This is a genomic window from Flavobacterium cupreum (assembly GCF_003996965.1).
Lineage (GTDB): Bacteria > Bacteroidota > Bacteroidia > Flavobacteriales > Flavobacteriaceae > Flavobacterium > Flavobacterium cupreum.
This window is the reverse complement of sequence record NZ_QWDM01000004.1, coordinates 149,672-172,970: the sequence shown is the minus strand read 5'-3', so window position 1 is coordinate 172,970 and position 23,299 is coordinate 149,672. Positions and strand designations below refer to the sequence as shown.

Here is a 23,299-nt window from a genome sequence, read left to right as displayed (position 1 = left end):
AAAAAGAAATTAAGATGAAAACTACAATAAAAAATATAATGCTTATGATTAGTGCTTCTACAGTGCTAAGTGTAAGTTCATGCTCTAATTATCTGGATACAGAGCCCATTAAAGAAACAACGGTGGAGAGTACAGGAAAAGTAATTGCTACTGCAGCCGAAGGGGAAAGCAGGATGACCTCTATTTATGCAAGTTTTGGTGGCGAATACTGGCAGCTGGATTATTTTTTCAACGGAGATGCCCAGACCGATAATTCCTATGCGGGATCAGATAACACACAAAATTTTCAACAGGATGAGTATCGTATTTTATCAACAAATACCAATGTCAGCAGAGATTGGGGATATATTTATGACAACATCAATAAGTGTAATTTTATTTTGAATTATATCGATGAAGCAAAAGATTTGCCTGCAGCCAGAAAAGAAGAAATGATCGGAGAAGCGTCATTGGTAAGGGCTCTTAACCTATTTCATGCCGTTCAGTTGTGGGGAGATGTACCAATCGCGACAAAAGCAGTTGTGAATGTAAATCAGGATAATTTTGATGAGGTATATCCACAATTGTATCCTACCCGCAAGCCAAAGGCCGAAGTTTACGCAGCCATCATTGCAGATTGCGAAACAGCCATACAAAAGGCACCTGCTTCAACGTATAAATTCAGGGCAAATAAAGGCGCTGCAAATGCGCTTTTAGCCAAAGTCTATGCAACGAAGGACAATCCGGACTGGGGAAAAGTAAAACAATATTGTGACGCTGTACTAGCAGGAGGATACACGCTTCTGGCGAATTACGATAATCTTTTCGATACAGCACACGAGGGAAATTCTGAATCGATTTGGGAAGCCAACGGAGAAGGCTGGGGATCTCCTATCGGAGCATGGGGAACCTCTATGTTTTATGGAACCGACTGGAAAAAATTTATGACACCATCGAATGATTTAATCCAAACCTTTGCAAATGAAGGAGATGTTGTTAGAGAAAAATCATCAATAATCCGAAAAGAGGTAAGCTGGACCGATAACTATTGGGCCTCTGCAAATTATCCGTTTGCATACAAGATGCGAATTACCGACGGAAAACAAAATTTTTACCTTTTAAGATTAGCAGATATTATGCTTATCAAGGCTGAAGCACTGGCACAAACGGAAGATATCGAAGGAGCAATGGCATTAGTCAATCAGGTGAGAGCAAGGGTTGAATTGCCAAAAATTAGTGCAGCCAATAAAGCAAATGCTTTAGATTTAATTCTTAAAGAAAGAAAAATGGAGCTTGCTTTCGAAGGACATCGCTGGTTTGATTTAAAAAGAACAGGTAAGGCTATTGAAATTCTTTCGAAACAAAAAGACGGGAACGGTGTCATTTTACCTTATGCAGGAAACCTGAATCAGAACCGATTGTTGTGGCCAGTTCCACAAACGAAAAAAGATGCAAATCCTAATCTAACCCAAAATCCGGGCTATTAATAAAGAATAAAAAAACAGCTTACCATCATTTAGAGGGTAAGCTGTTTGTAGGTCTCAGAAAGAATAAGGAAGATTTAAAATAAATAAAAGAAGGGTGACAACCTTTTGAAACAGATGATACAAGAAGAGTTAATTAACATAAATTTTAAACATTGTTTTTTTATTAAGGTTAATGAAATGGTAGTTTTACAGGACTAAAAATTTTTAACATGAAAAAGATAAACAAAGTTTTTGTAGTACTGGTATTGCTTTTGGCAAGTGGTTCATTTTATGGTCAGAACTTAAAAATTATGACCTATAATATTCGTTTGGATGTTGCTTCAGACGGAGAAAATGCATGGCCCAACCGAAAGGATTTTTTTACCTCTCAAATACAATTTTACAGTCCTGATATTTTTGGAGTCCAGGAGGCAATGCCCAATCAGGTAGCGGAGATCGCTTCAGCATTGCCGGATTATAACAAATTTGGTATCGGAAGAGAAAGTGAAGGAAAAGGAGAAGCCTGTGCTATTTATTATAAAAAAGACCGCTTTCAGCTGCAGGAATCGAATACATTCTGGTTGTCAGAAACGCCGGCTGTAGTTTCAAGAGGCTGGGACGCAGCATGCAACAGGGTTTGTACATATGGCCTTTTTAAAGACAAAAACAGCAAAACAACATTTTGGGTTTTTAATGTGCACCTCGATCACATGGGTAATGAAGCAAGGGTCAAAGGCGTACAGCTCATCCTGTCCAAAATGAAAGAAATTAACACCAGGAAATATCCTGTTTTTTTAATGGGAGATTTTAATTCAGAGCCCGATACGCCACAGATTGCTGAAATAAAAAAAGAAATGAATGATACCAGGGAGGTGTCAAAAGAAAAGCCGTTCGGGCCTTCAGGCACGTTCAATGGATTTAAGCACGACCAACCGGTAAAATTATTAATAGATTACATCTTTGTTTCTAAAAACAGTAACCTTAAAATAAAAAAACACGCAGTTTTAAGTGATTCTAAAGATTTAAAATATCCGTCAGATCATTTACCTGTTTTAATAGAAGTAGATTAAAATGAAAAACATCAACAAAAAACTACAGATTTTACTTTTACTGCCGCTTATGGCAATTCAGGTAAAATGTGGAATTTCAAAACCATCAGTTGCCAGTGTAGGTAAAGCCGAATCATGGATTACAGCTCCTGATGAATCCTCTAAATTGCAAAAGCAAAATGATTTGGTTTTTAATTCTGAAAGCAATTCAAACCAAACGATTGAAGTCAATCCTTCTCAAAAATTTCAGACTGTTGAAGGTTTTGGGTTTTCCTTAACTGGCGGAAGCGCGCAGGCCATTTTAAAGCTGGACAAAGCCAAAAAAGAATCCTTGCTTCAGGAATTGTTTTCCGGAAAAAAGGAGGCAATCGGATTGAGTTATTTACGTATTAGTATTGGAGCTTCTGATTTGAATGAAAAAGTTTTTTCGTATGATGATATGCCGGAAGGCCAGACCGATTTAAAACTGGAACATTTTAATCTTGGTCCTGATCTACAAGATGTGGTTCCACTTTTAAAAGAAATTTTAGCCATAAATCCAAAGATAAAAATTATGGGCTCCCCGTGGTCGCCGCCCGTCTGGATGAAAGACAACGGAAGCTCAAAAGGCGGAAGTTTACAGCCACACTATTATCAGGTGTATGCGGAATATTTTGTAAAATACATTCAGGCAATGAAATCGCACGGAATAGTGATTGATGCCATTACGCCTCAAAACGAACCGTTGCATCCCGGAAATAATCCTAGTATGTACATGACGGCTTTGCAGCAGGCAGAATTCATTAAATCGAATTTAGGTCCCGCTTTTGCGAAAGCAAAAATCAAAACCAAAATTGTCGTTTACGATCACAATTGTAACAAACCCGAATATCCTTTAACGATTTTAGGTGACCCGAAAGCACTTCCTTTCGTTGCCGGTTCTGCTTTTCATTTGTATGAAGGCGATATCAGTGCGCTCTCAAAAGTTCATGATGCTTTTCCGGATAAAGACATCTATTTTACAGAACAATATACAGGATCGGGAAGCAGTTTCGAATCGGATTTAAAATGGAGTGTCAAAAATGTGGTAATCGGTTCTATGCGAAACTGGAGTGTCAATGCACTTTCATGGGGACTGGCTAATGACGAATATTATAAACCTTTTACGCCGGGAGGCTGTTCTACCTGTAAAGGGGCTTTAATGATCGATCAAAACCAGAACATTAAAAGAGAAGTCGGCTATTATATTATTGCCCATGCATCCAAATTTGTTCCGGAAGGATCGGTTAGAATCGCGAGTAATAATACCGGTAATTTATATAATGTCGCTTTCAAAACACCATCGGGACAAATCGTTCTGCTGGTAGAGAATGATGGAAATGCAGCTGAAACATTCAATATCAAATATAACCAAAAACAAATTTCCACTACTTTAAACGCTGGGGCAGTCGCCACTTACGTTTGGTAACTAAAATTAAATTCATGAAAAAAAATGCCACACTCCTCTTGCTGATGGTTTCGCTCTTTGCGACAGCCCAACAGGAAACAATAGACCAGAAAGTAAATGTGTTATTGAAAAAAATGACCATTGAGGAAAAAATTGGACAGCTTAATCAGTATACAGGGGATAACTCTGCAACGGGTCCAATTACCATCAATCCCAATAAACAAGCTGAGATAAAAGCTGGTTTGGTGGGTTCAATGCTCAATATCATCGGAACAAAATATACACGGCAATATCAGGAATTGGCCATGCAGTCGCGTCTTAAAATTCCGTTGTTATTTGGTCAGGACGTAATTCACGGATACAAAACCACTTTCCCGATTCCGTTAGCCGAAGCGGCAAGCTGGGATTTGGCGGCAATAGAATTAGCGGCCAGGGTTGCAGCCTCAGAAGCTGCTGCCAGTGGGATTCAGTGGACATTTGCGCCAATGGTTGATATTGGTCGTGATCCGCGTTGGGGAAGAGTGATGGAAGGGGCAGGAGAAGATACCTACTTAGGTTCTAAAATTGCTTATGCAAGGGTAAAAGGTTTTCAGGGAAATAAACTGGGCGATTTAAATTCGGTTATGGCCTGTGTAAAACACTTTGCAGCGTATGGTGCCGCTACCGGAGGAAGGGATTACAATTCTGTTGACATGAGTGAAAGAATGTTGTTTGAAACCTATTTACCTCCTTTTAAAGCGGCTTTAGATGCAGGAGCGGCAACATTTATGAATTCGTTTAATGATGTAAACGGAATTCCGGCAACAGGGAATGCCCATCTGCAACGTGACATTTTAAAAGGAAAATGGAACTTTCAGGGATTTGTAGTATCAGATTGGGGCTCGATCGGAGAAATGGTAGCGCATGGTTATTCAAAAGACCTGAAAGCGGCAGCTCTATCTGCCATCACAGCAGGAAGTGATATGGATATGGAAAGTAATGCCTACCGTTACAATTTAGCTGAACTGGTAAAAGAAGGAAAAGTTTCTGTTGATCTGATTGATGATGCCGTTAAGCGTATTCTTCGTAAAAAATTCGAATTGGGCTTATTTGAAGATCCATATCGATATTCAGATGAAAAGAGAGCTGAAAAAGTGCTGAATAATCCTGAAAACAGAAAAGCAGCCCGAGAAGTAGCGGAAAAAAGTATTGTTTTATTAAAGAATGATAACGAAACATTACCACTTTCTAAAAACCTTAAAACAATTGCATTTATCGGACCGATGGTGAAAGAATACAAAGCCAATATGGGATTTTGGTCTGTTGAATTACCGGATCTGGATTATGAAAAGTGGGTCGTTTCGCAATGGGATGGCTTGCAGAATAAAGTAGGTAAAAACACCAAATTGCTTTACGCCAAAGGCTGTGAGGTTGAAGGAGACAATAAAGAGGGTTTTGCAGAAGCAGTTGCCACAGCAAAACAGGCAGATGTGGTTATCCTGAGTATTGGTGAAAAACGCGATATGAGCGGAGAAGCCAAAAGCAGAAGCGATCTTCATATACCGGGTGTCCAGGAAGATTTAGTAAAAGCAATTCAGGCCACAGGAAAACCGGTTATCGTTCTGGTAAACGCGGGAAGACCACTTATTTTTAACTGGACAGCCGATAATGTACCGGCAATTGTATACACCTGGTGGCTGGGAACAGAAGCGGGGAATGCTATCGCCGATGTTTTATTCGGGGATTACAACCCTTCCGGAAAATTGCCGATGACTTTTCCAAGAGAAGTAGGGCAGATTCCAATTTATTACAATCATTTTAGTACCGGCAGACCACCTGCGGATGAAAATTCTAAAGGCTATGTTTCTTCTTATATTGATTTGAAAAATTCACCTAAATTTCCTTTTGGATATGGGTTGAGTTATACAAAATTCAATTATTCTGATTTGAAATTATCTTCGACTAAAATAAAAAGCAATGAAACAATAAAAGTTTCTTTTCAGTTGTCGAATACCGGAAAAATGGCAGGTGAAGAAGTGGTTCAGTTGTATTTAAAAGATAAATTCGGATCGGTAGTGAGGCCGGTTTTGGAACTGAAAGATTTTCAAAAAGTAAAATTGAACGCAGGAGAATCAAAAACAATTGAATTTACAATTGACAAAGAGAAGCTTTCTTTCTACAACGATAAACTGGAATGGATTGCTGAACCCGGAGATTTTGAGGTGATGATTGGAGCTTCATCTGCAGATATTAAACTTAAATCTGGCTTTGAATTAAATTAAGAAGCGAAAATTTATAAAAGATGATATAATTTAAAAAAGCGGAGTGTTTGCTACTCCGCTTTTTGTATTTTAAAAGGACTTGACCCTTAGTTAAAATGCTTTTTGAAATTGAATTTCAATTTATTTAGAAAACCGTCTTCTATGATATCAACTCCGATTCCAAAATTACTGTCTGCCACTTCGTGATGTGCAGTTCTGAAATCTTCAAAGTCTTTTTCCGGAATTTCTAAATTAACCAACGGTTTATAGTCAACAGAGATGATTCCTCCGTTTTTACTGATTTTTTTACGGCTTACAAAATCAAAATACGGATTTTTGATTGTACTTTCCTGAATTGTAAATTTTTCAGTTACATCTATTTTCTGATCTGTAAAAAGAGATATTTCATATCTTTCATTGTCGAAATTATGCCAGAAAGTAATGTCTTTGTGTATAAAATCCCGGGCAGTGTTTTTCACAATATTACGATCGAAATACATTAAAAAACGGTTGTTTTTAGCATCTGTAAAGTAAGGATTTTCGATTGTTGATTTGTACTCAATCTTAAATTCATTGCTTTTTTTGTCGTCACTAACAATTTCAATTACGGCATCTTTGAATATATTTCTTAGATCTGTTCCGTTACGGTCATTATTGTAGTTCAGTGTGTAAAAGAAAAAATTATTCCAGCTGTCTATGATTTCTCTCTTGTTCGTATTTTTAAAGTACTTGCGCATATTATTGGCCCGGTTTCCTTTGTAGATGGTCGTTAATTTTAATTTACCAATATTATTTTCAACAAAAAGCGCTGATTTTTCATCAACGGCATAATAAGAAAAAAGATGAGGTGGTTTAATCTGTAATTCCAGATTTGGTGTGACCTCCAGATAATGCATAAAATAGATAAAGCCGCGGTTTTCGATCAATCCAAATTCATCGCGCGTCGTTGCATCAATAAAATAACTCTCGCCTTTATAATTGATTTTTACAATTACGTGGTTAAAAGTCAGTAAAGAAGGCAAATAATATTTCATGTAGAAGTCAGTATTAAAATTGACCAGAACAATAGAAGAATCAATGCCAAGATAATCTAAAACAACTTTCAGTAAAACAGATTTTGCTTTACAATCTCCTTGTTTGTTTTCGTAAGTAACTGCTGGTTCCTGCGGTTTGTGACCGTTCATTTCATCTGCATTATAGATGTAATTAATATGGTTTTGCACATATTCTATGGCAAATTGCAGCTGTTCGTCTTTATCGCTGATGGCATCCAGTTTTTCAATCAGTTTGGGAGCAAATTCAGTTAAGGAAGATTTGGTAAAAATGTCCTCATAGATAGGGGAAATATAATTCGAGAATTCTTTCCAGTTGCCTTCTGTGGCAAAATCTATGAATGGGGAAACTTCGCGATTTGAATCAACAAAATTGATATAATTGTTTTCTTCGATTACAAATTGCTCTCCCTTTTTTAAGTAATTAATTTCCGGTTCAAGAACATTCCCGTCCTGATCTCTGAAAAAGGTTTTTTTGTAAGCAATTGTTTTTTCACGATCATTCTTAAAAGTGAATTTATACTTTCCGTAAGCCCAGTAACTATCCGGACCAACCCACACGTATTTAGAGAATTCTTTGCGTAAAAAATCACGCTCCGTAAAAATTTTAATTCTCGAATCTTCCATAATCAAAATGTCATACAAACGAAGATCTTTTATGGTAAGATTGATTTTTTTGTTGCTGCTCAAAACGCCTCCGCCACTTTGATTTTCGCTGTCGAGTATTTTAATTTTGGTATCCGCAATTTTATCTACTAAAACACCGTCCCGCAAAACACTGATTCGGTGTATCACATACGTTTCGTTTTCCTCCAGTACCACATCGACCACAGAAGCTCTTTCTAAATTGGAAGGTTCGTTTAAGGTATAGGCTAAACAGGCGTATTCGCTGTTTTCGTTGTCAGTGGTGTAATAAATTTTATCTAAAAAATAGCAGTAATCACGCCCTTCATCTGCTTGTTTCTGGGAGAATTCAGATTCTTTGATATAATCAATAAGCTGAGCATCATCGATATCACTTGCCCATTGTTCCGGCTTTTGAATTTTGTAAATTTCTGTTTGAATGGCTTGTTCCATATTGTAAGGCTTTTATTAAATACATAAATCTTTCGTGCCTAACAAAAATATAGAATTTTGATAATATCTGACAGAGCTCAATTAATTATTGAGATAAGTTTTATTTTCTTACAATAAATAAGCTGTAATTTGAATTTCAGGAAATTTAAGCCCTGATAATTTAAAAAAAATCAGAAAGAATTGAGAAAATTGCAAAAGGAATACTGCTAAAAACAGGATAGTTAATCGTTAGGCAGCGATTTTGCAGGCAACATGGAATTGTTTTTAGAAACAGTAAATTGAATCTGAAAATTATTTCAGGACAGTATGTACAAAATCCATGACTCCGATTCCTTTATAAGAAGCATAAAGGGCCTTATCAAAAGCTTCACGTTTTGCTTTCTTATCTTTGGCCTCAGTTTCAGTAATCATTTCATTGAAAATTCTTTCCTGCTCTTCGCTATATTTCAGAGAAGCCTCTAAAAGATAGGTTTTTGAAACAAATCCGAATGAGGTCCAGATTTTAGTGATAATTTTTTTATTTAAATTTTTTAGCGCATTGGTAATCATATCTCTTGCATTAACTTTTTATAGGCTTCAATTTTTATAAGAAAATACAAATATAATAACATTTGTAATATTATTCCTTCTTTTAGTGAAAAATAATACAATCTTGGGTATGTGTGTTATTTTGACGCAATGTAATTCTTTTTTCAATTCGATTTTAATTTTAAGTAAAAATTGTGATTTACACACTTTCTGTTTTAAGAAAATAGGTACTGAAAGAGAGTGATTTGTAAAAAAATATTTTCTTTTACAAAAATGACTTAAATTGCAGGTTTGTTTGAAGCATCGAACATTGAATTAATACAAAGTGAATGTTGAAGGGAATAATATTAAATAACGAAAATTATCAGGCAGGGATTTCTATTGACTGTGTTATTTTTGGGTTTCATGACAATCAGCTTAAAGTGCTGTTGATAAAAACTCCATATGAAAACAAATGGTCTCTGCCCGGCGGATTTGTTCCAATCCATGAGGATATTGACACTGCTGCCGTTACTGTTTTGAATGAACGAACAGGAATGCAGGGGATTTTTTTAAGACAATTTGCCACCTTTGGAAGGGTAAAACGAAACGACCGGCATTTTGGGAAAGCAGTATTAGACCACTTTAAAATTCCCGAAGAAGCAGGAAAATGGTTTACACAGCGATTCGTGACCATTGGATATTATGCGTTAGTAGATTTTCTAAAAGCAGTACCGCATAAAGGTAATACACAGGAAATCATAGAGTGGATTGATCATAAGGAAGTACCCGAATTGATCTTAGACCATAAAGAAATTCTCGATAAAGCTTTGCATACCCTTCGTATTGAACTAAACCTGATGCCGGTCGGATATAATTTACTGCCCGAAAAATTTACGATTCCGGAATTGCAGAAATTGTATGAAACCATTTTAGATAAAAAACTCGACAGAAGAAATTTTCTTCGAAAAATCACCAACATCGGAATTCTCAATAAACTGGACGAAAAGAAAAGTAACGTAGCACACAAAGCACCGAATCTGTATACTTTTGATAAAGAAAAGTACGAAGAAGTCCTGAAAAATGGATTGAATCAGGGCTGGTGAGGCTAAAAGTTTTATTTACACGAAGCGATTATGGTAACCATTGAAACATTCAGAACATTAGCTTTATCTCTTCTGTAAGTAACTGAAGAACAGCACTTTGAAAAAACGTCCTTCAGGATAAAGAAAAAAATATTTGCCACAATTGACGGGAAAAACAACAGAGGTGTTTTTAAATTTAACGAAATTGATCAGTCTGTATTTTGTGCATCCGCCGAAATGATTTTTTATCCAGTTCCAAACAAATGGGGAAAGCAAGGCTGGACATTTACAGATTTAGCCAAAGTTCCGGCCGAAATGTTTCACGACGCTATGTTGCTTTCCTACAGTACAGTAGCATTTGGTAAAAAATAGATTCCTGACTATTAGCAATTGAAATTTACTGCATTTTTATACGACAATCGTTCTGAACGTAAGGTTCACTCGTGGTTTTGCAGTTGTTTTTGTAGGAGGTAAACGATGCAGCCAATGCGTTTGTGTGGTGTCTTTCATCACCAGTAAACTGCCGTGTTCGAGAATTAAAGATATGACTTCCTTAGTTTCTTTATGTTTGAAAGCAAATTTACGTTCAGCGCCAAAACTCACTGAAGCGATAGCGCCATTTTTCTTTAAATCCTTTTCGGCATCACTGTGCCATGCCATTCCTTCTTCGCCGGTATGATATAAGTTGAGCAAACACGAATTGAAAGTTTCGCCTGTTTTTTCTTCAATTGCAGCTTTAAGTTCCAGTAATTCCTTCGTCCAGGGCAGGGCTTTTTTAGTAGTTTTAGAATATGTGTATTCAAATTCCTGATCCCCGTACCAGGCTACCTTTCTCTTGGTTAAGATTAATTTTCCAAAGATAATCGCTTCATCATTTTTCCATTCGATTGTATTTAATAAAGAATCCCGATAGGAATTGGCTTTTTCTCGCGCAAACAGTTTTCCATAATAATTTACGGTCCCGTCTTTGGGTAACAAATTGGTATTTTCGTTTATTTCAGGATTAAATAAGTCCATTCTTCCATTTTTGATATTCGATTTTCATGCAATGTCCGCAAGGCCTGAAACCATTATTTTTGGCTTCTTCTTCGGAACAAAAGAAAACCCGGTTTTCGCGTTTCATTCTTTTGCCGGAAGCACATTTCAGTGTTCCGTAAATTTTTAGTTTTTGATTTCCACCAAGACAAATCTCGGCATTTTTGATTTTAATTCGTAATTCAAAATCAATAATTTTAGAATGTTCAATCATTTTTTTAAGGTGTAAAGGTTCTAAGTAACAAAGGTTCAGAGGTTTTGGAATGTTGAAAGTTTTAGACTTGTGAACCTGTGGTGTTATTACATTTTTTATCGTAGAGGCGCACAGCAGTGCGTCTTTTCGCAAAGATTGTCGACAATGGGAAACCTCTTCACCTTTGTAACTCTGCCTCTCTGCACCTCTGTTATAACGTTTTTTATCGTAGAGGCGCACAGCAGTGCGCCTTTCGCAAAGATTGTGGACAATGGGAAACCTCTGCACCTTTGTAACTCTGCCTCTCTGCACCTCTGTTATAACATTTTTTATCGTAGAGGCGCACAGCAGTGCGCTTTTCGCAAAGATTGTCGCCAATAGAAAACCTCTGCACCTTTGTAACTCTGCCTCTCTGCACCTCTGTTATAACATTTTTTATCGTAGAGGCGCATAGCAGTGCGTCTTTTCGCAAAGATTGTCGACAATGGGAAACCTCTGCACCTTTGCACCTCTGCCTCTCTGCACCTTAAAATCAAGACAACGCATCATGAAAAATAATTCCCAACGTATGTCGTTCGCCGCTATGGATTTCGCTCACACCGTGTTTCATATTCACACGATAGTAGCCTTTTGTGCCTTTTACAGGGCGAAAATTGGTTGTAAAAATGAGCATATCGCCTTTTTTAGGTTTCAGAACAATCGCTTTAGATTGTGCCCGAGGCGTTTGCTGTGTCAGGACAAATTCACCACCGGTAAAATCTTTATCGGGTTCATTCAGAAAAAGTACCGTTTGAATAGGAAAATAAATAGCACCGTATAAATCCTGATGCAAAGTGTTAAAGCCACCTGGGCCATATTTTAAAATTAAAACCGTCGCTTTAAGTTGGTTATTATCGTGACATTGTTCTACTAGTTTTTCATGTGTTGGAGGAAAGACCGTGTTTATATTTAACGCTTTCATCCAGGCATTTCCAATGGGAGCCAATTTAGGATAAATCGATGATCGTATATCCTGAATCAAATCAGGCAGCGGGTAATTGAAATATTTGTATTCGCCCAAACCGAAACGATAACGCTCCATGACAACCGTTTTTCGGTATAAATTCGGATTTGAATAATCGTCTTTTAAAGCTTCACATTGTTCGTTATCAAGTACATTCGGAATAATAGCGAACCCATTTTCGTGCATAGATTCGGTGATGCTGTCCCAATTAAGAGAAGCAATTTTAGAGTATATATTTTGCATTGAAATTATTTTAAATAGAGAAGTTTTTGCGCAGAGGCGCACAGTAGTAAGTCTTGTTTATAGGTTTCTTTAATTTCCGGAGTCAGATTGCGCGCCTTCCCAACCAATTATAGCCGTTTTTCGGGTATTTCCCCACATATAACCGCCAAAGGTCCCAGAAGATTGAATAACGCGATGACAGGGGATTAAAAAGGCAACCGGATTGCTGCCAATAGCCGTTCCGACCGCTCTTGAAGCATTCGGTTTTTCAATTTGCTGTGCAATCGCTCCGTAAGTAGAAAGTTGCCCCATTGGAATTTTAAGCAGGGTTTCCCAAACTTTCAACTGAAAATCTGTTCCTTTTAAATGCAGTTTTATTTCAGACAATTTACTCCAGTCATTTTGGAAAATAAATAAGGCATTTTGCTGTGCTAAATCCATTTTTCTGGTAAATGTGGCGTTTGGAAATTTATGTTTTAAATCCTCCAACCCGATTGGCTCATTTTCGGCAAAAGCCATAAAACAAACTCCCTTTTCAGTTGAAGCTACAATGATATTCCCAAACGGACTTTCGGCAAAACTATAACTGATAAAAAGATTTTTGCCGCCGTTTTTATATTCAGCCGGTGTCATTCCTTCGATGTTTACAAATAAATCGTGAAGACGGCTGGTGCCTGACAAACCTGTTTCGTAAGCAGTATCAGACAAAGTGGCCTGACTGTTTTCTTTCAGGATTTTCTTGGCATGTTCGACACTGATGTATTGCAGAAATTTCTTCGGACTTGTTCCTGCCCATTCCGTAAACAAACGCTGAAAGTGAAACGGACTTAAGTGTACTTTTTCGGCAACGGCATCAAGATTAGGCTGTTCCCTGAAATTGGCCTTGATATAATCGATAGCATCTGCAATACGATTATAATTGATATTTTCCTGTATGTTCATTTTCGTTCCATTTTATAATACAAATATCGACTGGTTTTTGCAGGGATAAAATCCGAAACTTGCGGTGTTCTGTTTTAATTTTTTAGTACGATAAAAAATTATCTGAGGTTGTTTTTCGCAGCTGAAACACTGATCAGTTTATACCCATTTTCGGTTCTTAAAAACTCAAAATGATCCTGACCTGAATCTGATTTGTTCTTTGGCGAGATCACGATATTTTTAACCGGGTACCTCCAGTCCTTGGGTTCATTGCAATTGTTGAAATAAGTTTCGAATTCGTTTGTTTCGAAAATAAACCTGTTCAGGCCATCAGTTGAAACAAAGTAATCACAATCTGTGGAGGTAAGTTCCTGAAGTTTAAGTTTTATAAAGGTGTAATTCTGATTGATAAATTTAGTGTTCGATTCCCTGATCCAGCCGTTCGGCTCTTTCCAGTAGGTTATGGTAGCAAAAGAATGTTTTAGTAAATTGTCTTTGGATAAATCAGAAAGCAAATTGTTTTTCAACCACGATTTGAATTCCTTGTCAAAATTGACAAATGAATAATATTCGCCATCAACACCTTGAAAATATTCCCTGATTTCATCTTTATCCGGTTCTTTTGATTTTTGCAGAGAATAAAAGTTCAACTCGTTAGTATATCCGAAATTCTCAATCAGGATTTTATTGTTTGTATCGATGAGGTATCCTTTTCCTCCAGCCCAGCTAAAATGACCGTCCCCGCCTGGCTCTTTTACCTTTTCAGCACCTTTCAGCGCGATAATCATTCCGTTTCGGACTTTTGTCAAATCACTGTATTCTGCCGGAATGATGATCTTTCCTTCACCATTAAACAAACCCATTTTGTCTGTTATAGGATCTTTAAAGCGTATAAAACCTTCGTTTTCACAATCAAAACCATTGTCGTAAACATACATACTGTCGCGCCCGACTATTCTTCCGGTTTTTGTAATATAATAACTTTTCCAGGTATCGTCTACATCCTCAGCTACCGCAATTATAGCATCAAATTTATGAGCCATAGTTAAACTCATAAATCTAGGCGCTATTTTGATGTTGCCGTTTTTGTCTTTAAAACCGATATGTGTGGTGTCTTTATCCCAAAATGAAATCCAGCTGTCTTTATTTTGCGCCAACAGGCCGCAGTTTAAAGAAAGAAATATATAAACCAAAATAGTTTGTTTCATGAAGAATTATTTAAGTTTTATCAGTTCCAAGCTGATTTTCTTTTGCTTCTTCGAAGCAATCAGAACATAATATTTTAAAATCGGCTAAGGTTTCAAAAGCATCATTCCATTCTTCTCCATTCTCTAATAGCCATTTTTCACAATCTCCGCACCATGCAATTTGCGGGAGATCATCTTCTGCCTCTGAAAAGAAAAAGCTAACTTTTTCTTTTTGGTCTAAAGCAATTGCAATATGAATACAGGAGAAAGACATTTCTTTTGTTCCATGTTGCTCACATATAACTTTTTCGATCATATTATTGATATTCAATTATCAAAAAGACAATTTAAGAATTTAGTTTTTCTCTTTCTCTTTTCTTTCTTTTTCTTCTTTTTTAAGTCTTTTCTCCTCTTCGTGTTTTTGGGCTAGTTCTTCTTTTTTTGCTTTAGAAGTTTCGATTTTCTTTTGAAAATTCTGGATTTTTTTTGAACTCGACTCTATTTTGCCATTTGTTTTGCTTAATTTTTCTTCAGACTTTGCAATTTGCTTTTGAGACTTTTCGATGTCTTTTTGAAGATCACTATTATTATCTTTTGAATTGTTTTCAAGATTGGCTAATTCTTGTTTTTTCGATTTTAAATCGGTTTCTATTTCTAGTAACCTGGTTTGTGATTTTTTTAGTTTTCTTTCTTCATTTGCCAGTTTATCTTCAGTAGTTTGAATGTTATTAAGCATGCGGGACATATCGCGCTGTTGTTGTTGCTGTTGCAGAAACATTTGGTTTTGCTGTCTAAACATTGCGTTATTAACCTGCATCTGTCTTTGCATATTAGATTGAGCATTAGCAAAAAATGGCAAGAGCATTAGTAATATTAAAGTCAGGCGTGTTCTCATAATTTGGTTTTATAACTTGGGATTTGTGTTTCAAATGTAAAACTTAAATTCTAACAACTATATAGAATATCTTGTTAAATTCGCGGTTTTTGAAATGAGAGTACTTAAAAAAACAAAACCCGACAGGTTTTAAAAGCTGTCGGGTTTGATATAGGATAATCAAAGAAATCTAAAATCTAAAATCAGAAATCTTCAATCTAAAATGTACTAGTATCTGTAGTACTCTGGTTTGAATGGACCTTCAACCGGAACACCAATGTAAGCAGCCTGATCGTCACGTAACGTTTCCAGTTCAACGCCTAATTTAGCTAAGTGCAAAGCAGCCACTTTTTCATCTAAATGTTTAGGTAACATATAAACGTCATTGTTGTAAGCAGCACTGTTTTTCCATAATTCGATTTGAGCCAAAGTTTGGTTAGTAAAGGAGTTACTCATTACAAAACTTGGGTGACCTGTAGCACAACCAAGGTTTACCAAACGGCCTTCAGCCAAAATGATAATATCTTTTCCGGCGATAGTATATTTGTCAACCTGAGGTTTGATTTCGATTTTAGAGGCACCGTGGTTTTTGTTCAACCAGGCCATATCAATTTCGTTATCAAAGTGTCCAATGTTACAAACAACAGTTTTGTCTTTCATTTGCTCGAAGTGCTCTCCAAGAACGATATCTTTATTTCCTGTAGTGGTAATGATGATATCAGCATTAGCAATTACAGTGTTTAATTTTTTAACTTCATAACCGTCCATTGCAGCCTGTAAAGCACAAATTGGATCGATTTCAGTAACCGTTACAATAGATCCTGCACCTCTGAAAGAAGCAGCAGTTCCTTTTCCAACATCACCGTATCCGCAAACAATTACTCTTTTTCCGGCTAACATTAAGTCAGTAGCACGACGAACAGCATCAACTGCAGATTCTTTACAACCGTATTTGTTATCAAATTTAGATTTAGTAACAGAGTCATTAATGTTGATTGCAGGCATTGGTAAAGTTCCGGCTTTTACTCTTTCGTAAAGTCTGTGAACTCCAGTTGTAGTCTCTTCAGAAAGACCTTTGATTCCAGGAACCAATTCAGGGAAACGGTCAATAACCATGTTAGTTAAATCTCCACCGTCATCCAAAATCATGTTCAGTGGTTTTCTGTCTTCACCAAAGAATAAAGTTTGCTCAATACACCAGTCAAATGATTCTTCGTCAAGACCTTTCCAGGCATACACCTGAATTCCTGCAGCAGCAATAGCAGCAGCAGCCTGATCCTGAGTAGAGAAAATGTTACAGGAAGACCATGTAACTTCAGCACCAAGAGCAATTAAAGTTTCGATCAAAACTGCAGTCTGAATCGTCATGTGCAAACATCCGGCGATACGGGCACCTGCAAGAGGTTGTTCGTCTTTATATTCAGCACGAAGCGCCATTAAACCTGGCATTTCAGCTTCAGCCAGTTCAATTTCTTTTCTTCCCCAAGCCGCTAGAGAAATGTCTTTTACTTTGAAAGCCACAAAAGGCGTAGTTGTAGTACTCATTTATAGTATATTTGTATATTGTAAAATTTTTGCAAATTTACGGAATACCTTTTGAATTTTTACTATTTCTGTAAGATTTGTGAAATGTTTAATTTCTTAATCTTTAGAACATTAGTTTGTAAATTGTTTTTTACCATATAAGTAATATAAGTTCATTTAAAAAAGATTCTTTATAATGTACTTTCTTTACTATTTGCTTAAATTTACTAAACTCATTTTTTAGACCCTAAAATTATATGTACTTGTATGACTTATATGGTTTAGAAAATTAAACCGCATAAAACATAAGAGAACGAATGCCATTATATAAAACAATACAATTCAACGAAACAACTAAAATCTTAATTTGGGAAATAACCGAATCTTTTGACGAGTTATTGGGCAAAGTAGTATTGAAAGAGAAGACGCAGCTGCGATTGAACGGAATGAAATCCCAAATGCACCAGCGTGCTTTTCTGAGCGTTCGGATGCTGATTCAGGAAATGGGTTTTACAGATCATGATTTGCATTATGACGAGTTTGGAAAACCTTATTTTGATTGCCACAATTATATCTCGATAACACATTCGTATCATTTTGCAGCAATTATCGTCAGCCATGAAACGGTTGGAATTGATATGGAATTACAACGTGAAAAAATTATTCGCATTGCCGATAAATTTACCGATTTCGAATGTGATTATTTAAAACCGGACCCTATTGAGGAATATGTAAAAAAACTCACTGTAATCTGGGGAGCCAAGGAAGCTATTTTTAAAATCAGAAACGAAAAAGGCATTAGCTTTAAAGACCATATTAAAGTTGAAGATTTTTCTCTAAACAAAAACCAGGCAGAAGCGAGCCTTCATTTTGATGATCTGGTCAAAGATTTTGAGGTACATTATAATGAAATCAAGTCAGATAATTTTGAAGGACAGTTTACTTTGGTCTATGCTTTTGAGAAACAGGATTGAATGAAATTCCAATTTTGAAATTCTAAATTCAAAATTTTTGGCTTCAGGAATAAGCACAATCTTGTCATTATGGGGAACGCGGAATCTCCGCAAAGGAGAGTGACTAAATTTTAGTTTCTTTCTTACGATGCTCAAACATGCTTACAAACAAGAAAGTTCCCATTTTTCGGGCGCGTCTCTTTAGTGTTTCTGCATTTTCGCCTTCAAAGTGTTCTTCTAAAGTCTGAAACCAATAGTTCAGCCAAATGCCAAATTCGTTTGAAGTAATTTTTCCGTCAAAGCGGGCATCGACTTCATTGTGTACGGCATTAGGATTGCCTTTGTATTTTTTAACCGCAAATAAGTTGGTCTCCCAAAAATCGGTTAGTTTTTCCAGATGTGCATCCCAGTCTTTAATCATCGTAATAAAATAAAAGCCGATTTCCTGATCGGCTCTTATTTTAGCATAGAACTGATGGACTAGAAAAGAAATATCAGTTCTGTTTTCGATTGGTTTTTTCACAGTATAAAATTGTTCAGGATGATCAATGATACGCTTAAAAATGCACTTAGAATCAAAAGATTAAAAACGACTTTGTGTTTCATTTGTGCCAATATTGAAGTGTTTACAAAGATACAGGCTAATACAATAATGGCCAGCTGAATCATTTGAGGAATAGAAGTTCCGTTTGCTAAAACGTACATGGCAGCAGCACCGCCTAAACAGCTTTGACCAATTACCGCCATTGCAGCAGAACCCATGTAACTTTTATTGAAATTTTCGAATGTTGTTTGATATAGTGTCATGATATTGAGATTTTTATACCGCAAAGATACGCTCACAATACCGCTGCGTTTTATGACTTAAATCATAAAACAAGAACTTTTTTATCGGTATACTTTTCTGTTTATGATCTTCAAAACACCTTTTTTTTCCAATGTTTTAATAGTCCGGATAACGGTTTCTACACGCAATCCCGTTAAATCTCCAATCTGCTGTCTTGTAAAATTGATGAGGTAGCCGTTTTCGTCCTTTTTAAAATTAAAATACGCAATTCCATGGTCAATAAGTTTCAAAACACGATGTTCGGGTTCCTGAGTAGACATTTCGGCCGCCATAACCGATTTATAATACAAACGCTGGGCTAAATTTTCGATTATTCGAATGCTTACTGCAGGATTTTCATCCAGTAACTTCATAAAATCAGACTTGGGAAGACAAAGAACGAGGGCTTCTTCCACAGCAACCGCGCTTGCGGGATATTTTTGATTTAAGAATAAGGGCGGTTCTCCAAAGGACTGGTCTTTGTAGAAAATCCCCTGAATAAACTCGCGTCCGTCATCATTGTAATTGTTTATTTTTATTTCACCTGACACAATCTGATAGTAGTGGTGGGGAATTTTCCTTCTTCAAATACAGTTGAGGTTTTTTCGTAAAATTTCTTTGAGGCACCATATTTTTCTAAAAGATCGGCAGCAATCATAATTTGTTTCTTAGGTTGTCAAAAGCGTTACACAAATATAATTCATTCAAAATAGTTCTTGTCCATTAAAAAACTTTTACTTTTACGCCCGATTATGAGACAAAAAATACCCAATATTTACCAGCAAATTATTCAGGCCAAGATAGACGGGCGAAAACTGCTTGCTATTCTTCTGGATCCGGATAAAATTGTCTGGGAAAATTTAGAGGACCTTTTGTTTAAAATAAACCAGTCACCTGCCACTCATATTTTTGTTGGAGGAAGTATTGTTCAGACTACTATTTTAGAAGAACTAATGACGGAGTTAAAACAAAAAACAAACCTGCCCGTTGTTATATTTCCGGGAGATCCGTCACAGATTTCACCGCAGGCCGATGCTATTTTGTTTTTGTCATTATTGTCCGGCCGAAATGCGGACTACTTAATAGAATATCAGGTACAGGCAGCACCAATCCTGAAAAAAACAAATCTGGAAGTCCTTTCGACAGGATACATTTTAATAGAAAGCGGCAACGAAACAGCCGTAGCCAGAGTGAGTAAAACACAACCGCTGGATCGTAAGGATCTTGATCTGGTGCTGGCAACAGCTCAGGCTGGCGAAATGTTGGGGAATAAACTAGTGTACCTGGAAGCCGGAAGCGGAGCCAAGAAAGCTGTTCCGCTGGAAATGATAACGTTAATTGCTCAAAATATTGAAATTCCGATAATTGTTGGAGGAGGAATTGTAGATTTGCAGGGAATTCAGGAAGCCTACAATGCAGGTGCAGATTTAGTAGTGATTGGAACTGCTTTTGAAAATAACAGCCGCTTTTTTGAAGCATAAAATAGAACAACAACCAAACAACCTGCTATAATGATTGATTTTTTTCTCGACAGTTATAAAAATGCTCCTGTTTGGCATATCGCTTTAGAGTTTCTGGTTTTTGTCTGCGGAATTTTAAGTGTCTGGTTTGCGAAGAAAGAAAATATCTGGGTATATCCAACGGGTTTAGTTGCCACGCTGATTTCAGTGTACCTTTTATATATTGCCGGTTATATTGGAGATATGATCATAAATGGATATTTTTCTATTATGAGCATTTACGGATGGTATGTTTGGGCAAAAGGCGGAACGGTAGAGGAAAATCTACCCATTACACGAACGAATTATAATGAAAAAATAATCGGGATTTTACTTTTCATTGTGACTGTTTGTGTGGTCTTTGGTATTTATAAATATTTTGATTACGAAATCAAACAAGACAATTATGTCGATATGATTTCGTCAGGAATATTTTTCGCAGGAATGTGGTACATGGCCAGAAAAAAGATCGAAAACTGGACACTTTGGATTATTGGTGATATAATTGTAGTGCCTCTTTACGCTTATCGTGGCCTGGGGATGCTGTCACTTCAATATTTAATTTTTACAATTTTGGCTATTTCAGCTTATTTAGAATGGAGAAAAATCTTAGACAGCAAAAAACAGCTATCCTGAAAATTGCTTTGTTTGGTCCTGAAAGTACAGGTAAAACCACATTGGCAAAACAACTTGCGGAATATTACGAAACCGAATGGGTTCCGGAATTTGCGCGTGATTATTTGCAGGAAAAATGGGAAGAGAATCAGCATACATGCGTAGCTGATGATATGATGCCGATTGCTTACGGGCAGGTTGCATTAGAAAATCAAAAGCTTTCTTCGGCAAAAAAATATCTGTTCTGCGATACCAATCTCATGGTGACTAAGGTTTTTTCCGAAATGTATTACGGGTCCTGCGATCCGCTCCTGAACGATGCTGCACTTGAGCATGATTACGATTTGTTTTTTCTTACGGATATAGATGTTCCCTGGGAAAAAGATGATATCAGGGATACTCCTGATGGCAGGGAGACCGTTTTTTCTGTTTTTAAACAAACCTTAATCAATACCAAAAAGCCTTTTATTACCCTGTCAGGAAATAAAGAAAATCGTTTGGCAAAAGCTACCGCAATTATCAATGCGCTTACGATTGCCAAAGAAAAAGGTTTCTCTTCCGCTGATTTTGTTGGGATTTATGAACATGGAATTCCTTTTGAAAAAATAATAAAACAACTGGAGATTTTTAAAAACGGAATTGCAAAAAGCAATTTAATAAGTCCGGCAACCATAAATAACGGGATTTTAAGCCTGACAGAAAGTGATTTTGAAGAAAAAGCCGCTTTTTTTGATCTTCAGAACGAGAATTTAAAACTGAAGAAATTTGTTCCCGCCTCCGGAGCCGCAAGCAGGATGTTTAAATTTTTAACTGCTTTTCTCAACGATTTTGATATTCAGACTGAAACTATAAATGCCTATATCAATAGAAAAAAAGACAGCAATCTGTCTATTTTTATTGTGGCAATGGATAAGTTTCCGTTCTTTGATGCCCTAGATAAAAAACTAAGGGAAGTATATCCTGATTTTGAAACCCTGGATAGGGATTATAAAAATTATTATTTTATAAAATTGCTTTTATCACCTGATTATTTTGACTTTGCAAACAAACCAAAAGCAGTTTTGCCTTTTCATCAGTATAAAACGCATATCGCAATTCCGATCGAGGAGCATTTAAATGAATGTGTGCATTACGCTACGGCAAATCAGATTTCCAATTTACATTTTACAGTATCAGAAGCGCATCAGACGCTGTTTGAAAAAGCTGTCGAAATTGTTAAGGGAAAAGTAGAAAAGGATTCAGGAACTCAGATAAATATTGGTTATTCCTACCAAAACAAGAGCACAGACTCCATCACTGTTGATGCTAAAAATAAAATTGTAAGAGATAAAAACGAATCATTGATTTTCAGACCAGGCGGACATGGCGCATTAATTGAAAATTTAAATGAACTGGATGCAGATATTATATTTATCAAAAATATTGACAATGTAATTCAGAACCATATTGATAAAATTACGCTGTATAAAAAAGCTTTAGCCGGGATTTTAATTGAAATTCAGAAAAAAGTTTTTGGTTATCTGAATGCCATTGAAAGGCAGGAAATCCAGGAAGATCATATCGACGAAATTGTTCGTTTTCTGACTAAAAAACTTAATATACAGATGACAAAAGATTTTAATAAATTTACTTTCGAAAATAAAATTATTAAAATTAAAGGCCTTCTTAACAGACCTGTCAGAGTTTGCGGGATGGTTAAAAATGAGGGAGAACCAGGTGGAGGACCATTTTGGGTCATGAATGAGAAGGGGAAAATCTCTCTTCAGATTGTAGAGACATCACAGGTAGATTTAACCAATATAAAGCAACTCGAAATCTTATCGGCAGCCACACATTTTAATCCGGTAGATTTAGTTTGTGGAATAAAGAATTATAAAAATGAAAAATTCGATCTCAATGAATTTGTAGATTCGAAAGCAGGTTTTATCGTAGAAAAAAGTGTTGACGGAAAAACAGTAAAGAGTTACGAATTACCCGGCTTGTGGAATGGTGCAATGGCCAATTGGCTAACGATTTTTGTTGCAGTTCCGCTGATCACCTTTAATCCTGTAAAGACAGTAAACGATTTGCTAAAACCAGCACACCAGCCACAATAATGGATACGGAAAAAATCATATCAGAATTAAGTTTTAAAGCTGTCAGAAGCAGTGGCGCAGGAGGACAAAATGTAAACAAAGTATCTTCAAAAGTTGTCCTGACTTTTGACGTTAATTCTTCCCAGGCCTTATCTGAGGAAGAGAAATTGCTTTTAACAACCAATATCGCGTCACGCTTAACTTCTGAAAATATTTTAATCTTAAATTGCGATGAAGACAGGAGCCAGATTAAAAACAAAGATATTGTTGTAAAACGCTTTTTGGAAATTATCAAAAAAGGATTATTCGTTCCTAAAATCCGCAAGGCCACTAAGATTCCAAAGTCTGTAATTAAGAAGAGAATTAAGGACAAAAAGAATATTTCTGAGATAAAACAATCCCGCAGAAAGCCGAATTTGGATTAATTTTTATATTTTTTAGTATCACAGTAAGAGCAGTCTTTTGCTTATTAAATGTTAAGTTTGATTAAA

23 protein-coding genes and 1 pseudogene are annotated in these 23,299 nt (G+C 36.4%); 11 read left to right on the top strand and 13 right to left on the bottom strand.

The window, feature by feature from the left end; all coding sequences use genetic code 11:
- Positions 1-14 precede the first annotated feature (14 nt).
- The 4 genes from D0817_RS07490 (at position 15) to D0817_RS07475 (ending at position 6,181) form a co-directional block, all read left to right on the top strand.
- Positions 15-1,466 carry a RagB/SusD family nutrient uptake outer membrane protein gene (locus tag D0817_RS07490; RefSeq protein ID WP_238160840.1) on the top strand — a complete coding sequence of 484 codons (1,452 nt, stop codon included), beginning with the start codon at positions 15-17 and terminating at the stop codon, positions 1,464-1,466.
- Positions 1,467-1,675: 209 nt separating this feature from the next.
- Positions 1,676-2,515, top strand: a complete 840-nt coding sequence (locus D0817_RS07485) for an endonuclease/exonuclease/phosphatase family protein (protein ID WP_127337776.1) — start codon at positions 1,676-1,678, stop codon at positions 2,513-2,515.
- 1 nt (position 2,516) lies between these two features.
- On the top strand, positions 2,517-3,941 hold the full coding sequence (locus D0817_RS07480) for a glycoside hydrolase family 30 protein (RefSeq protein WP_127337775.1): 1,425 nt from the start codon (positions 2,517-2,519) through the stop codon (positions 3,939-3,941).
- A 14-nt stretch (positions 3,942-3,955) separates the two neighbouring features.
- Positions 3,956-6,181 carry a glycoside hydrolase family 3 N-terminal domain-containing protein gene (locus D0817_RS07475; protein ID WP_127337774.1) on the top strand — a complete coding sequence of 742 codons (2,226 nt, stop codon included), beginning with the start codon at positions 3,956-3,958 and terminating at the stop codon, positions 6,179-6,181.
- An 86-nt stretch (positions 6,182-6,267) separates the two neighbouring features.
- Here D0817_RS07475 and D0817_RS07470 read toward each other — a convergent pair whose 3' ends face one another.
- Together D0817_RS07470 and D0817_RS07465 are read right to left on the bottom strand one after the other, a co-directional pair.
- On the bottom strand, positions 6,268-8,289 hold the full coding sequence (locus D0817_RS07470) for a DUF3857 domain-containing protein (RefSeq protein ID WP_127337773.1): 2,022 nt from the start codon (positions 8,287-8,289) through the stop codon (positions 6,268-6,270).
- A 291-nt stretch (positions 8,290-8,580) separates the two neighbouring features.
- Positions 8,581-8,838 carry a hypothetical protein gene (locus D0817_RS07465; protein ID WP_127337772.1) on the bottom strand — a complete coding sequence of 86 codons (258 nt, stop codon included), beginning with the start codon at positions 8,836-8,838 and terminating at the stop codon, positions 8,581-8,583.
- Positions 8,839-9,146: 308 nt separating this feature from the next.
- Here D0817_RS07465 and D0817_RS07460 point away from each other — a divergent pair, with 308 nt between their 5' ends.
- A complete protein-coding gene (locus D0817_RS07460) occupies positions 9,147-9,902 on the top strand; it encodes an NUDIX hydrolase (RefSeq protein ID WP_127337771.1) in 756 nt (251 codons plus the stop codon).
- Positions 9,903-10,118: 216 nt separating this feature from the next.
- The gene (locus tag D0817_RS26420) at positions 10,119-10,253 is read left to right on the top strand and encodes a hypothetical protein (RefSeq protein WP_262708217.1); all 135 of its coding nucleotides are present in this window, start codon (positions 10,119-10,121) and stop codon (positions 10,251-10,253) included.
- A 36-nt stretch (positions 10,254-10,289) separates the two neighbouring features.
- On the opposite strand, the gene D0817_RS07450 is transcribed toward D0817_RS26420, so the two are convergent.
- From D0817_RS07450 to ahcY, 8 genes are all read right to left on the bottom strand, one after another.
- A complete protein-coding gene (locus D0817_RS07450) occupies positions 10,290-10,898 on the bottom strand; it encodes an alpha-ketoglutarate-dependent dioxygenase AlkB family protein (protein WP_127337770.1) in 609 nt (202 codons plus the stop codon).
- Complete coding sequence (locus D0817_RS07445) at positions 10,885-11,130, bottom strand: Ada metal-binding domain-containing protein (protein ID WP_127337769.1); 246 nt, start codon at positions 11,128-11,130, stop codon at positions 10,885-10,887. Before D0817_RS07445 ends, D0817_RS07450 begins: the two co-directional genes overlap by 14 nt.
- A gap of 511 nt (positions 11,131-11,641) precedes the next feature.
- Complete coding sequence (locus D0817_RS07440) at positions 11,642-12,355, bottom strand: 2OG-Fe(II) oxygenase (RefSeq protein ID WP_127337768.1); 714 nt, start codon at positions 12,353-12,355, stop codon at positions 11,642-11,644.
- Between the two features lie 69 nt (positions 12,356-12,424).
- A complete protein-coding gene (locus D0817_RS07435; RefSeq protein WP_127337767.1) occupies positions 12,425-13,276 on the bottom strand; it encodes a methylated-DNA--[protein]-cysteine S-methyltransferase in 852 nt (283 codons plus the stop codon).
- Between the two features lie 98 nt (positions 13,277-13,374).
- Positions 13,375-14,463: a WG repeat-containing protein gene (locus D0817_RS07430; protein ID WP_127337766.1), complete on the bottom strand. Its 1,089-nt coding sequence runs from the start codon at positions 14,461-14,463 to the stop codon at positions 13,375-13,377.
- 10 nt (positions 14,464-14,473) lie between these two features.
- Positions 14,474-14,758, bottom strand: a complete 285-nt coding sequence (locus D0817_RS07425) for a hypothetical protein (protein WP_127337765.1) — start codon at positions 14,756-14,758, stop codon at positions 14,474-14,476.
- 39 nt (positions 14,759-14,797) lie between these two features.
- Positions 14,798-15,337, bottom strand: coding sequence for a hypothetical protein (locus D0817_RS07420; protein WP_127337764.1), 540 nt, complete (start codon positions 15,335-15,337; stop codon positions 14,798-14,800).
- Positions 15,338-15,544: 207 nt separating this feature from the next.
- The gene (gene ahcY / locus D0817_RS07415) at positions 15,545-16,861 is read right to left on the bottom strand and encodes an adenosylhomocysteinase (protein WP_127337763.1); all 1,317 of its coding nucleotides are present in this window, start codon (positions 16,859-16,861) and stop codon (positions 15,545-15,547) included.
- 296 nt (positions 16,862-17,157) lie between these two features.
- Between ahcY and D0817_RS07410 the strand changes: the two genes are divergently transcribed.
- Positions 17,158-17,814 (top strand): 4'-phosphopantetheinyl transferase family protein, encoded by a 657-nt coding sequence (locus D0817_RS07410; RefSeq protein ID WP_127337762.1) that lies wholly within the window; start codon positions 17,158-17,160, stop codon positions 17,812-17,814.
- Positions 17,815-17,917: 103 nt separating this feature from the next.
- Here the strand turns inward: D0817_RS07410 and D0817_RS07405 are convergent, their stop codons facing one another.
- The 3 genes and pseudogenes from D0817_RS07405 to D0817_RS07395 form a co-directional block, all read right to left on the bottom strand.
- A complete protein-coding gene (locus tag D0817_RS07405) occupies positions 17,918-18,316 on the bottom strand; it encodes a group III truncated hemoglobin (RefSeq protein WP_127337761.1) in 399 nt (132 codons plus the stop codon).
- Positions 18,313-18,600 (bottom strand): hypothetical protein, encoded by a 288-nt coding sequence (locus D0817_RS07400; RefSeq protein WP_127337760.1) that lies wholly within the window; start codon positions 18,598-18,600, stop codon positions 18,313-18,315. The genes D0817_RS07405 and D0817_RS07400 overlap by 4 nt, the downstream gene beginning before the upstream one ends.
- Before the next feature lie 81 nt (positions 18,601-18,681).
- Positions 18,682-19,277, bottom strand: a pseudogene (locus D0817_RS07395) (Crp/Fnr family transcriptional regulator).
- Between the two features lie 94 nt (positions 19,278-19,371).
- On the opposite strand from D0817_RS07395, the gene D0817_RS07390 reads away from it, so the two are divergent.
- The 4 genes from D0817_RS07390 to arfB are packed head-to-tail and all read left to right on the top strand — an operon-like array spanning position 19,372 to position 23,233.
- The gene (locus D0817_RS07390; protein WP_127337759.1) at positions 19,372-20,100 is read left to right on the top strand and encodes a phosphoglycerol geranylgeranyltransferase; all 729 of its coding nucleotides are present in this window, start codon (positions 19,372-19,374) and stop codon (positions 20,098-20,100) included.
- 30 nt (positions 20,101-20,130) lie between these two features.
- Positions 20,131-20,754, top strand: a complete 624-nt coding sequence (gene pnuC, locus D0817_RS07385; protein ID WP_127337758.1) for a nicotinamide riboside transporter PnuC — start codon at positions 20,131-20,133, stop codon at positions 20,752-20,754.
- On the top strand, positions 20,715-22,829 hold the full coding sequence (locus tag D0817_RS07380; protein ID WP_127337757.1) for a DUF4301 family protein: 2,115 nt from the start codon (positions 20,715-20,717) through the stop codon (positions 22,827-22,829). Before pnuC ends, D0817_RS07380 begins: the two co-directional genes overlap by 40 nt.
- A complete protein-coding gene (gene arfB, locus D0817_RS07375) occupies positions 22,829-23,233 on the top strand; it encodes an alternative ribosome rescue aminoacyl-tRNA hydrolase ArfB (RefSeq protein ID WP_127337756.1) in 405 nt (134 codons plus the stop codon). Before D0817_RS07380 ends, arfB begins: the two co-directional genes overlap by 1 nt.
- Positions 23,234-23,299: the final 66 nt, after the last annotated feature.